The organism is Proteus cibi, from assembly GCF_003144405.1.
Classification (GTDB): domain Bacteria; phylum Pseudomonadota; class Gammaproteobacteria; order Enterobacterales; family Enterobacteriaceae; genus Proteus; species Proteus cibi.
This window is the reverse complement of the sequence record NZ_PENW01000016.1, coordinates 196,093-208,477: the sequence shown is the minus strand read 5'-3', so window position 1 is coordinate 208,477 and position 12,385 is coordinate 196,093. Positions and strand designations below refer to the sequence as shown.

Annotated in this window: 11 protein-coding genes; 1 reads left to right on the top strand and 10 read right to left on the bottom strand. The window is 39.0% G+C overall.

The window, feature by feature from the left end:
• Positions 1-114 precede the first annotated feature (114 nt).
• Positions 115-1,236, bottom strand: a complete 1,122-nt coding sequence (locus tag DK865_RS09935) for a ribosomal protein uL16 3-hydroxylase (protein ID WP_109391813.1) — start codon at positions 1,234-1,236, stop codon at positions 115-117.
• A gap of 157 nt (positions 1,237-1,393) precedes the next feature.
• On the opposite strand from DK865_RS09935, the gene DK865_RS09930 reads away from it, so the two are divergent.
• Positions 1,394-1,795 carry a polyketide cyclase gene (locus tag DK865_RS09930; protein ID WP_109391812.1) on the top strand — a complete coding sequence of 134 codons (402 nt, stop codon included), beginning with the start codon at positions 1,394-1,396 and terminating at the stop codon, positions 1,793-1,795.
• A 244-nt stretch (positions 1,796-2,039) separates the two neighbouring features.
• Here DK865_RS09930 and DK865_RS09925 read toward each other — a convergent pair whose 3' ends face one another.
• The 9 genes from DK865_RS09925 to DK865_RS09885 all read right to left on the bottom strand — a co-directional run bounded on the left by DK865_RS09925 (position 2,040) and on the right by DK865_RS09885 (position 12,210).
• Complete coding sequence (locus tag DK865_RS09925) at positions 2,040-2,741, bottom strand: ArsR/SmtB family transcription factor (protein ID WP_109391811.1); 702 nt, start codon at positions 2,739-2,741, stop codon at positions 2,040-2,042.
• Between the two features lie 86 nt (positions 2,742-2,827).
• A complete protein-coding gene (locus tag DK865_RS09920) occupies positions 2,828-3,142 on the bottom strand; it encodes an antibiotic biosynthesis monooxygenase family protein (RefSeq protein ID WP_109391810.1) in 315 nt (104 codons plus the stop codon).
• Positions 3,143-3,403: 261 nt separating this feature from the next.
• Complete coding sequence (locus DK865_RS09915) at positions 3,404-4,009, bottom strand: hypothetical protein (protein WP_228407758.1); 606 nt, start codon at positions 4,007-4,009, stop codon at positions 3,404-3,406.
• A gap of 142 nt (positions 4,010-4,151) precedes the next feature.
• Positions 4,152-5,393, bottom strand: coding sequence for a lipase/acyltransferase domain-containing protein (locus DK865_RS09910; RefSeq protein WP_023582234.1), 1,242 nt, complete (start codon positions 5,391-5,393; stop codon positions 4,152-4,154).
• A 4-nt stretch (positions 5,394-5,397) separates the two neighbouring features.
• Positions 5,398-6,816, bottom strand: coding sequence for an AmmeMemoRadiSam system radical SAM enzyme (amrS, locus tag DK865_RS09905; protein WP_109391808.1), 1,419 nt, complete (start codon positions 6,814-6,816; stop codon positions 5,398-5,400).
• Between the two features lie 3 nt (positions 6,817-6,819).
• Positions 6,820-9,069, bottom strand: coding sequence for a penicillin acylase family protein (locus DK865_RS09900; protein WP_109391807.1), 2,250 nt, complete (start codon positions 9,067-9,069; stop codon positions 6,820-6,822).
• Positions 9,066-10,088: an NAD-dependent epimerase/dehydratase family protein gene (locus tag DK865_RS09895; protein ID WP_228407757.1), complete on the bottom strand. Its 1,023-nt coding sequence runs from the start codon at positions 10,086-10,088 to the stop codon at positions 9,066-9,068. Before DK865_RS09895 ends, DK865_RS09900 begins: the two co-directional genes overlap by 4 nt.
• Before the next feature lie 5 nt (positions 10,089-10,093).
• Complete coding sequence (locus DK865_RS09890; protein WP_109391805.1) at positions 10,094-11,173, bottom strand: acyl-CoA reductase; 1,080 nt, start codon at positions 11,171-11,173, stop codon at positions 10,094-10,096.
• A complete protein-coding gene (locus DK865_RS09885; protein WP_109391804.1) occupies positions 11,170-12,210 on the bottom strand; it encodes a LuxE/PaaK family acyltransferase in 1,041 nt (346 codons plus the stop codon). Before DK865_RS09885 ends, DK865_RS09890 begins: the two co-directional genes overlap by 4 nt.
• Between the last annotated feature and the right edge of the window lie 175 nt (positions 12,211-12,385).

Here is a 12,385-nt window from a genome sequence, read left to right as displayed (position 1 = left end):
AAGGACTGAGTCCAGTTCAATACCGAACTCAGTCTTTACCTAACTAATTTAAACTGTCCAATAAATTGGGGTCAGTTCAAAGGCAGGTGTTTTATTATATCCAGCAAATATCGCTTATTCTTCGAAGTACCAATATCCTTGATTGATAAATTCGGTTAATTCCGCAACAAAGGCTGGGTTCTTCAATGCTTCACCGAGTTCATCTACACCAACTTCTGTAAACTGGCACAATATATCTGCTCCTTTCGTTTCTTTGGTCGCCCAAACTTCTGTATTCACAAAGAAACGCTCTCCGATACGTAGGACACGCAGTCCGCTTAGTCGGATCAGTTTTTCACCATCATTCAGTGCATTCAGTACTTCCTCAGATTGATAAGGGGGTTCTGACGGTGCAATATCTAGCTCATGGCGCGGTGTAGTTGCAAAGCGACCTAACCACTGTTCAAAATCACCGGGCTTGTTGATCATTTCAATCATCATGGCGCGCAGGCGTTCAACTTCATGATCTTCCATTCTTCCAGCATTGTCGCGTACGGTTAGGTTTGGATCGCCATAATTTATCCCACCCAGATCTTGTTCTAGAGCATAGTCTGCAAAGCTACTTAACAAATCACGACCATTGGGTCCACGAAAACCGACGGAATAATTCATGGTATCTTCAAAGGTGAAGCCATCGTGAGGGAATCCAGGTGGAATATACAAAATATCTCCTGGCGCCATTTCCACCTCAATAATTGGTTCAAACGGATCAACATGCAGTAATGCGGGATGCGGACAGAATTGACGCATTGGTAGGGCATCACCTACGCGCCAACGACGGCGTCCCATTCCTTGGATGATAAAAACATCATAGTTATCAATATGAGGTCCGACGCCACCTCCCGGTACTGAATAGGAGATCATCAGATCGTCAAGACGCCATTCAGGTAACACTCGAAACGGTTTTACCAGTTCAGCTGCTGGCATATGCCAATGGTTAACTGCCTGTACCAGTAGTGACCATCCTTCTTCGCCTAATTCGCTGAAGTCTTCAAACGGACCGTGACTTGCCTGCCATTTGTTGCCAGTGAGGCTGACAAGGCGACTGTCGATTTCCGGTTCCATTGCCAGACCTGCCAGTTCATCTGGCGTGATTGGATCGACAAAATTAGGAAATGCATTTTTCAGTACAACAGGTTTTTTTTGCCAGTATTTTTCTAAAAATTCAGGCCAATTAAGATTTAATTTGTTAACCATGTGACCACATCTGTATCAATGAATAAGCGGGTAATTATAGAAGTAATACACGGTGATATTTTTGTTTGGTGTCAAAGGCGAGTTAATAACTCTGATGGGAATATAATTAATTAACATTTTGCTTCTGAATGTCTAAAAGGTGGCTCAAAGGGGATTTATGGCAACGCTCAATATAAAAGCGACTTTTCAGTGTGATATTGAAAAATTGTGGCAAGTGATTACCTCAACAGAGAATTATCAATGGCGAAGTGATTTACGCTGTCTTGAAGTGATAAACGATCATAAATTTATTGAGCATACCAAAGATGGCTTTGCGACCACATTTACGGTAACGGCAAAGGTGCCATATCAACGCTGGGAATTTGATATGGAAAATGACAATATCAAAGGTCATTGGATAGGTGTTTTTAATTCTGATAATGGCGTCACTGAAATCGACTTTACGGAAGTCGTGATATCTAAAAAGATATTATTAAAACCGTTTGTGAAGTGGTATTTGAAGAAAAGACAAAAAACCTATATTCGAGACTTAGAAAACGCATTGGCGAATGAACTTTAGTTTAAAAAGAAGCAACATAATCAACCAGCCAAAAACAGAGATTTCAGTGCCTACCCGTATTTAGATACTAAGGTTCGCATAATGTATATTATGTTAAATTGAGTTTAGTCTATAGACTCAGGCTTTATGAACCTTATTAATACCCACATGATGGTCTGTTTCGTATCTTACTTTCATCAGATTTTTATCGATAACACATTGAACGGGAAAAATATAATTAGGTCTACTCGACAAACTTTTCCCCTTACCTGTTCACATTAAAATACTGAGCAAATATTTTATATCCTTTCTCACTGATAGTGACTTCCCGATATCCTTGGTGTCGTGTTAACCACCCTTGTGTTTCTGCGTGATCAAGAAAAGCAGCACCCATTTGTCCACCTAAATGAAAACGACGCTCACTCCAATCTAAACATGGGCAGCAAATATGACGAGAATGCGTTGCTTGAAATTCAATGCCCATATTTTTAAATTGCTCAAGACCTTGCGTTGTAATAGCGCGACCATCTTCTGTTATCCATTTTTGCTGACAAAGTGAATGGTAAATATCAACAGCAACTGCACCTGCTAAGTGATTATAACAAGTTCGTGCTTTTCTTAAATTTTGGGGTGTTGTAATTTTAGCTTGTGAAACATGATCAGTTGAGAAATTCATTAAATTTTCAATAACTTTTGCAATTTCATCATTTGCCAATCGGAAATAACGATATTTACCTTGAGATATTACAGAGATAAGACCACTAGTGAGTAATTTTGATAAATGACTACTTGCTGTAGAGGCAGAAATATCCGCGACAACACCCAGCTCAGTTGCTGTCCACGCCCTTCCATCCATTAATGCGCACAGTATTTTGACTCTGGAAATATCAGATATCGCTGCACCAACAGCCGCGATTGCTGACTCTACGGTGTGTTGATGTTCCGATTTTATCGCTAATTTAGCCATTTGAAATTTAAGTCCTTCGATAGCATGGTCATTAATGATGTAATAACGTAATAACGTTATTGTAGCAAGATCTCAACTCTATTTAATTACAGACTTTCTGCATCAAATGAATATTCACGCGTCAAAGAAACAATACTAATTTTGTAAAAATCGAAAATAGATTTTCGACCTTCTTGTTGCGCACTTTTATGTAAACTATGTTGCTTCCACTGCAAAACAGCCTCTTCACTTTCCCACCAAGAAAGTGATAATAATTTTCCTTTGGTTGATAAACTTTGAAACCGTTCTATTGAAATAAATCCCTCAATATCTGTTAGTAATGGTTTTAAGTCAGTTGCTAAAGATAAATAACGATCTTGCTTTCCAGGTTTGATTTTTACTTCGAATATCACGGCAATCATTAGTGTTCTCCTTTATTTGGTGATGATGAGTATATTTATAAAAGAGGCAAAACACTTCGATAATTATTGAAATGAGGCATAATACTAAAATACACTTGCAGGTCATAATGCTTTTAAAAGAAGAATAAAAATCATATTTTTCTTTAATATTTGAAAAATTCGACGGACAACGCACCACTTTATAATTCATTAACTTTTTAAAATTAAAAATAAGCTAAATAATTTATATTCAGCTTATTTTATTGTTATTTTTTAATATAATTATATTCTATTTTTATTGTAAAATTTCTCACCGCACATTACTTTAATAAATTCAGCGCTAACGGTAGAAACTGAGATAGGTTTGTCTTTCGCAACATAAATAAATGCATTTCTGATTTTATCCTCGTCACTCACATCTCTTATCTTGCCATCTATCACTCTATCAGAATCATAATTTACACAATAGCCTAAGGTTGCTGAGGTTTTTTTATCTTTTACTGTCATGATATCGTTATATTTAAAACGATAACCTTGGTTTTCTTTGGCTAGATCTTCTTTTGTTTTACTGGTTAGCGCAAAAGGACTGGAAAGCCGTTCAATGGCTGCTGGATATTCGGTATCCATTTTTTGACTAACAAATTTTTTATCTGTTGAAGTAGCTGCACTATACACAACACCTTGTTGAGTGGTTTTAATACTATAGGCTTCCCATTCTTCAGACTCTTTTAGAAATGGGGCCGCATCTGAAAGAATATTTGCAAACTGATCCCATACGCTATTAGTTGAACTACAGCTTGAAATAAGAAATGTAGAGGTACTTAGTAAGAGTGTTAATAATATTTTTTTTTGCATTTTTATTCCACCAATTAAAAGAGGTATCGTCATTTTTAGATTACATTTCATATTGTTAGGTTAATTAATGGTAGCATTTTATAAGTGAATATGTGGGTCTATTGAGTAAGAATAATCCTTAAACCCACAGGTATTCATAAAATGATGAGGACATATTCAATTAACGACGATTAATTTATTCGTATATTTTTCTTCTCTCAGTCGCAATATCAAATGCCAAACTCCGTAAATTAGGGGTATGGTTTATTAACGCGCGATGCGTTGATGCTTGGCTAATAAAGGCAAAACTTTCTCCCCAAGGATGTTGATAACGATCACGTACAATAGGAGCTCGCCAATGTTGTAATAATCCTTCTAGAGGAAGATGGTCATCACCGACTGTCAATGTTTGAGCCACTAATTGCGGAAACTCACGTTTAATCTCTTTGGCTTGTAGATACCAGCGATCTCTACCATAAACAGCTGCTTTCAATGTGATATTGTTATCACTCAAATACCACACTTGTGGTACGGCTTGTTCTTCAGTATTAATCCCTGACACCGCATCAGTAAAGCGTTTAGCACACTGTAGATTTTGTGCCAACGCTTCTCTTACCCGTTGATTTTGAGCTGAACTGATTGATGTTTTATAAGGGCCTAAGCGATAGTGTTCCCAGCATGCCTCATCATAGATATCAAAATCGCTTAACGCCCTGCCGTAACTATCTATTACCACCGGATTGGGGGGCAAAAGCTGGTATACAAAAGGACAACCACAGACATCATCAGGAGAGAACCCATAAAGATAGCGACTTCCTGCATAATATCCCGTTTCCATCATGGATAATGCTTGGAATGTACCATGCCAAGGCGGACCAAAAGCGTACCACTTAGCCACTAATGCCCTATTTTCTGGTGTGGTATGACGTAACCAATAACGTATTGCAAGATTAGACGCAGATTGAGCAATAAAAATAAAAGGTTGATTCTCGCCAAAAATCGTTTTGAGTCGATTAACTTCTCTATCAATGGTATCCACCAGCAACCGGTGATCTGCTCGCCAATCATGGGCTAGGAAAAACAGATCTTGCCCTTCTCGATAACCTAATGCTGTTTCGAGCACATCTTTAAGCTCTTGAGTAACGAGTGTACTTACTAAATAAGGCACAATCGAAAATGCGTGTAATTGCTCTGTGGCTAATACCCGAGGTGAATACTGAGAATGGGGATGTTCATATTCATAATTACTTTTTGTAAAAACACTACGATGATCACCCCAAATAAATGCCTGTTTTTGTCTATCAAAGAGTTTCGTGCCTAAAATTCCGGGTAAATAAATAATAGGAAGATTAGGTACTTTATCATCGAGTTTCGCTTGACGAATTTGAGCCGCAATAAGCTGAGCACGTATTAAGGACCATCCTCTATTGAGTGGCATATTTTTAGCGTCCTTTTAATGGGATCAGTGTGATCGGCACATTTTCGCTACCAAGATGTGTTTTTTCGGCTTCGGTAACGGGAAAATGAGCACGATCGTAAACCTCAAAGAGTTGGCAAGGTTCATTTTGATGATGATAAAGGCGGATACCCTCTGCTTTAGGACTACTTTTGGATAGCATAAAACGATGACAGCTATTCGTGCTGATTGGACCAACAGGCTCTCCCTGTCGCGTAATAAATTGATAATAGATTGGCGAGTCATTTTTTTGTTCAATATGACAAGCCTGAACCGGACCGCGAAAAGCGTGTGTAATACAAATAAAATGATCTGGAATACGCTCTGATAATTTATCAGTATTAGATACAGCCCAAGGTAAAATAATGGATGGTTGGAAATGACAATGAGGACATTGCCCATTATCTAAGTGAGATTGTGCAATTAACCCGCTACGTTTAACTAATAAGGTATGACATTCAGGACAATAAGAATTTGCACTATCTGTATCAAACACATTCCCCACATAAACATAGCGCATACCTTCATTTAAGGCTTGCTGACGAGCTTGTTCAAGAAAAGGAATTGATGTACGTTCAACATGACGATACTGGTAATCAGGATGGAAACGAACATAGTGTAATGGAATATCGGCATCAAGATATTTAAGCATCCAATCTGTGACTTTCTTCGCTTCTTCCAGTGAGTCATTACGTCCCGTTACACATAAGTTAGAGACTTCAAGGTGCGGACTATTTGTGGATTTACGTGCATCATAAACTTGTTTAATACCGTCAAGAACGGGTTGTAATCGCCCTCCTGTATGTTTCCGATAAAAGCTATCTTGCATTGATTTTAATGAAATACTAAAGATATCCATTACACCTAGTAATTCATCGATACCTTTTTCACTGATATAAAAAGCACTTTTATAGAGATTTTTTAAACCATGTTCACGAGCCAGTTTTGCTGTGTCCATAACAAATTCATGCCAAACAATCGGATCATTATACGTCCACGACAAAACACGAATATTATGTTTTAACGCATAATTGACCACATCTTCAGGGCTGTAGTAAGCCACGTTACTATCTTGTACATAACGGGCTTGGCTTGTACTCCAGTTTTGGCAAAAATCACAACGTAACATACAACCGATATTACCTAACGATAAAATACGTTCACCAGGTGCATAATGGTAAACCGCTTCGGTTTCTATTGATTCTTGTGTCATAGGCACCGATTTGCCGTAGTTGAGTGTGACTAAACTGCCATGTTCATTACGTCTTAACTTACAAGTACCTGTACGACCTAAATTAATTTTACATGCTCGTGGGCAAAGTTCACATTGAATACGATCGTTTGAAATGGGGTGCCATAAGCGAGCAGGATGCCCTGTTTGTTGCCATTGTTTCATTCTTGCCATGAGTTATTCCTTTCTATCATTACAATGATGGTTCTTCTCACAAAGAGGCAAAACGGTTTCGTGTCGAGTTCCTGTTTGCCAACATTTCAATACAGGACGTAGTTTCCAGTAAAAAGGATTTCCTTTTGCTGGGGTGTTGATTAAATAGTGGCATTCGCCTTGAGGAGTTAAATGGGCGATCAATTTAAAACCAGGGCCAAAGGTATATGGCTTGGTTTTAATGGTGTTGCTATTACCTATTTGGGATTGCGTCAAGAAATCCGCATTCTGCCTTGTTGCATGAATGGTTTCTCGATTACCGCCTTGATAAGGGTAACGACCCGTTAAGAGATGATTAAGCCACAATGGTTTTTTGATACTATGCTGAAATTCAACATAAGGACGCTCCATTTTCTGGCTGGCAATTAATGCGCTGGCATAGGTTTCACGAATTAAGGAGGAAAGATCATCTTGCTCAAATTGCCAATCGTGAAGATGGTATTGCAGAATATTGAGAATACTCCAACGACAACTTGGCCAAAAATCCGTATACAGAGCACGTGATCCTCTTTTGAGTACCTTTCCTAAAACTTTGTCGGTGAGGTGCTGGGTCCATACATCAAAAAGCCGTGATGCCGCTAATTGTTGGGTATCACCGTCCCATTGAGAAAGGATTTTATCTTCAGGTACATAAGGGAGTAAAAAAGCGAGTGCACGTTGGGCAAAAACATCTTTTTTGTCATCTTGTATCTGGCGAAAAGTTTCAAAAGTATGTTGCTGAGTTTGCAGGATCAGATGTTCAATACGTAAAGCTCTTGTCGGTGGATGCCAGCGATTAGATAGCGCCGGTTTTCCATCAAAGAGTCGATCACTGTATTGATTAGCATAAAGAACATATCCACATTCTGGGTTGTATTCAGCGGGTAAATCGTCAAAAGGAACATAACCTTGCCACTGATGTAATGGCTCCGTTAAACTGAGGACTAGACTGCCTAATTCTCTGTGGCGCTGAGGAATATACCCCATACTTTGTAAGCCAATATCACCGTGGATATCTGCATATCCCACCATCATAGGGGAATTTTTCACCTGTCTTAAGGCTTCTCTAAATGATGTCCAGTTATGGCATTTTGCAAGCTGATAAAAAGTAATATCACCACTTGGATTATCTAAGGCAGGCCAGCGTAAAAATAGACCATATCCCGCTTTTTCAGACATTAAGCGACCTTGTGAATAATCATAAGTGACAAAAGTATGTTGACGCTTTGAGGTTAAGCCAATGGTATGCGTTCTTTTGGTTAATGGCTCCCATCCATTGATGGTTTCGACCTTCTCATTTTCTAAATCAATGCGCCCCCAAAATAAATCTTGGTTATCCGCCATAATACCGACCATTCCCCAAGCTGCATGGGAATTTCGTCCCACAATAATGCCCGGTGAACCAGGGAAATGTGAACCCATCACACTTAAACCTTCTTTGCTCTCTAAACGGCATAACAGATTAAAACTGGGATTAACGTGTCCCATATGCGGATCGGCGGCTAACATGGGTTTACCTGATGCAGTCAGCGAGCCATTGACTGCAATAACATTAGATCCCGTATCTGGCGAGGCTAATCCTAAATGTTGTAAGCCTTTTAACCCTTCTTTAAATGCCGCGATCACTTCAGAATAATATTCACCCTGTTTATCTAAAGGTAATGGTGGAATTTGATTACCTTCAAGGCTAAAGGTAGATAAAAGTTGCTGATGTTGAGAGGATGTCAACCGATTGGCTAAACGGGTATTAAATAACTCATATTGCCAAGCTGAATTAATAAAATATTTTAGTTGCCCTAACAGGTAGCTATCTGTTGTGGTAAATAACTCTGGTTGATAACGCAACAATAAGCACTCTATTGGGCGGATTTTTAGCGTTTTAATGGCTTGATTAATACCCGCGATATACGCGGTAATATGTTGGAATTGAGTCGCCTGCCAGCTATTAGGTTGTGCATGTTTATCATCAAGCTCGGCAATTTGGGCTAGCTCAACCAACCCTAGACGACGTTGGAAAATATCTGTTCTAAGCGCACCGTTACCCATGACTTCACTTAATCGACCACTAGCAACTCGACGAGATAAGTCGAGTTGCCACAAACGTAAATAGGCTGCGCCATACCCTTGCCCATAAAAAACCGCATTATCCGTATCACCTTTGATACTTAACAGTTGTTCTGTTTCTAGTGACAACGTCACGTTACCCCATTGCGAAGTGAGCGTTTTGGGCTTCATTTGCGCTCCTTATTTAACGATGTATATTGATCCGCAAGGTTTTGGATATAGGTCTTAAAGTCATTTAATGGTTCTCCTGCTGTCCATCCTAATTGTTGTTCTGCTTTATAAGATGAATAGGTATAGGTACTTCCATCCATGATTCGCAGTGCTTCACAGGAAAGAGGCATGGACAAACCTAGTAAGGCAAGCTTATCCATCAGCCATGCTAAAGGTCGTAAACGACTGCGGTTTTTGATAGGTAATGGTGCCGTTTTTTGTATTTCGCTGAGGAGTGTGAAAATTTCAGGCATAGAAAAAACATCGCCAGTAAATAGAACGGTTTCTTGTGGTTTATCTAAAGCAAGTAACCGCAATAATCCATCACATAACTTTTCAACATGGCAAAGTTGAAAAGTACTGTTTGTACTGACTTGAAATGGGATTTTTTTATTAAAAAAAGCAGATAACGTTTGTGCTAAAACGCTATTGTCACCTTGACCAAATACACCGCCACAAATCGCAATTTTAATCGGCATTCCTTGTTGCTGGTAGCGTTCGACTAATACGTGTGCAATTTGCTTTGTTTCTTCATAATAACTACGAAAATAGCCATTATGACGGTGAGTTTCATCAAGCAATACGCCTTGCGTTTCGCCTAATGCGGCGGTGGTGCTGGTATATAAAATCTGAGAAATTTGCGCTCTTTTGGCTTCATTAAGCAAATTCAATGTGCCAGTGACATTGGTTTGATACATTTTTTGGTGTTCCAAACGACTCGGTGCTATTCCTACTCGATAATCAGCGGCTAAATGAATAATAATATCTTGCCCAATAAGTGCTTCTCGATAAGTCTTCGGTTGCAACAAATCCCCTTTTACCACTTTCACATTCTCCGGAAATCTAGGACGATTAGGGTGAACTTTATTGGGATCACGACACAATACCGTTAATTCATCGCCAAGTTCTGCAAGCATCGGTAATAAATAAGTGCCAATAAATCCATTTGCACCAGTGATAAATATTTTCCGTTTATTCAATGTGATTACCTTTCCTGATTAATAAAAAACACCAGTGTGGCTAACATAAAAAAGCCATCATGCGTTGCGGTCATCGGGCGAGAATGCATTGCGCCAATGGGGCAATAACGAGTGAAGCAATATTGTTGTGGTGAAATTGACGAAAGTGAGCCGTGATAACCCAATGTTTGTAAGCGTGCAAACCACTGTTTTTGAGCTAACTGCAAATGATGCTCTACGGAGCCTACAATTAATTGGAAGCCAAAATTAAGCCAATATTGAGGTGCAAATTGAGTTTGATAAGTGATCGCCCAACCCGAATTCGCATCGTAGCATGTCGGTTTTTCATTATTGAGTAAGTCACGAGATAATGAATATTCGTGCACTTGTGCCATTTGTTGAAGTTTTAATGTTTCCGGTAATGGGGGTAATGAAGGCAATGCTATAGATAACCGCTGATAAAGCTGTTGAGCGCAATTTTCATTCTCTATTAGAATAAAACGTGGTGAGCTACACACTTGCTGTCTAAATAAACAAACCTCTTTTAAAATGAGGGAAGTATCAGGTAATGAGTCACCCAAAATAGCCATTGCACTTATTTTAGGCCCTAATTCAATTAATTTAATCTGAGCTGGCGTTACCTTGCGATAATGTTGAATAAGCGCATCACCACCTGCTAATAAAATCGCTTCAACGCCGCTCAGGACGAGTTCATTATTTTGAGTTTCACTCGACCAATCAAGAATTTCACACTCGTTTTCACTTAAACCTAAATAAGCACGTAATAGATAAAGCCATTGAGTGGATAATCGCGCTTTTATTCGGATAGGACTACCAATTAAATAACCAGCAAGTAGTGCCTCTAATGTACCTAGGGGATCTTTTTCTGATACTACGATTAATAGTTTGTTCGGGGCTCGCCAGCATTTATCTGCCAATTCATTAGCCACTTTTTGTTCTAATATGTCGCTATAAGCCCATTGCGTTAAACGTTCAAGGCAAAATGCTTGCGTCAAGGGATCATCAGAGAATAACCAATTCCCATTAATGCAGCGTATTAAACACCGCTTAATGTTTGCCAAGCGAATGTGTATTGTTTCTGTCATTTTACCTGTGCAGCACAAGTGCCCTCGGGTGACGTCGCTCTACCAATATAGTGAATATAAGGTAATGGATGACCACAAGCGCATTGTGTTCCCCACAAACCTAAGTCTTGGGTTAATAGGCGCTGAGATGCTAATGAATCAAAAAAAGGATTTTCAAGTTGGATAAAACCCGCTTTTCCTTTTGGTGCTCGATCACCTGTTTCATCAATAATGGCAAAACGAGAATAAGCAGGAATATGGAAATGCCCCTCACTGCAGCTAATGTAGTGTAAAGGATGTTCTGTCATACCATAAATATCACGAATATCGACATTGGGGGCATGTAAGGTCTGTTTTAATCCTTGAATAATATCGGGTCGTTCAAGTTGCTTTGTCATCCCTTTCCATCCGCCTCCCGTTAGCCCTTTAATCGGTGATAACAGTGTGAATGTATCAGGGCGATTTAGGCATAAATGTTCAAAGAAAAGGGTTAATCCAAGAATATAAATAGGCGCGGGATCACTCGCCCAACGTTGCAATGTTGACCATGCTAATTTTGCATCAAACTCACCGTATTCTGACACGGTAAAAACCCGCTCTTTAATAGGCGCGCATTGGGTAAATTTTAAGAAAGCCGTTGCAAAACCAGCATGAGCGCCAGATTGAGGATCGGGAGATAACATCAAAAAATGCGCAGGCGTTGTTGATATTAAACCGTTGTGATAGAAAATCTGCGTCATCGCGGTTTCAATGCGCGTTAAGCTAACATCATCAAAGAAAACTTGCGTCTTTCCTTGTTGCCCAGTTCCGGAACTGTTGAGCCAAATACCGTTACGATGTGTCGGTGTGGCTAAATCCATCGTTTTAAATAAATTAACCGGAATAACCGGCTGAGGCATTTTTTGCCATAATGATTGATAGTTAGCATTATTTTGGCGATGCCAGTTATCAGCTTCATTCATAGATGCAGTAAAAAGTGCATCATCAAAACTATCAACAGCATAAGGTTGAGCGAGATTAACTAAACTATCCATCTCATGACGCTGCTCTTCTAACATGTTGTATCCTTACATTGATAAGGGTTATATCAACATAGTCAGCAATTATTTTTACTTATTAAATGTAATTATTCTTAAAACAGGCAAGATGTGATTATCTTTCACCATTCTTATGTTTTATATCACATTGTTTTATCTAGATTGAATCGTCTTAATTGGATAAATAAGTATTTTC

Excerpts from the sequence above, each read along its gene's own strand:
- amrS (WP_109391808.1), bottom strand. The coding sequence starts at position 6,816 with ATGGCAAGAATGAAACAATGGCAACAAACAGGGCATCCTGCTCGCTTA.
- DK865_RS09935 (WP_109391813.1), bottom strand. The coding sequence starts at position 1,236 with ATGGTTAACAAATTAAATCTTAATTGGCCTGAATTTTTAGAAAAATAC.
- DK865_RS09910 (WP_023582234.1), bottom strand. The coding sequence starts at position 5,393 with ATGCCACTCAATAGAGGATGGTCCTTAATACGTGCTCAGCTTATTGCG.
- DK865_RS09885 (WP_109391804.1), bottom strand. The coding sequence starts at position 12,210 with ATGTTAGAAGAGCAGCGTCATGAGATGGATAGTTTAGTTAATCTCGCT.
- DK865_RS09930 (WP_109391812.1), top strand. The coding sequence starts at position 1,394 with ATGGCAACGCTCAATATAAAAGCGACTTTTCAGTGTGATATTGAAAAA.
- DK865_RS09900 (WP_109391807.1), bottom strand. The coding sequence starts at position 9,069 with ATGAAGCCCAAAACGCTCACTTCGCAATGGGGTAACGTGACGTTGTCA.
- DK865_RS09915 (WP_228407758.1), bottom strand. The coding sequence starts at position 4,009 with ATGACGATACCTCTTTTAATTGGTGGAATAAAAATGCAAAAAAAAATA.
- DK865_RS09920 (WP_109391810.1), bottom strand. The coding sequence starts at position 3,142 with ATGATTGCCGTGATATTCGAAGTAAAAATCAAACCTGGAAAGCAAGAT.
- DK865_RS09925 (WP_109391811.1), bottom strand. The coding sequence starts at position 2,741 with ATGGCTAAATTAGCGATAAAATCGGAACATCAACACACCGTAGAGTCA.
- DK865_RS09890 (WP_109391805.1), bottom strand. The coding sequence starts at position 11,173 with ATGACAGAAACAATACACATTCGCTTGGCAAACATTAAGCGGTGTTTA.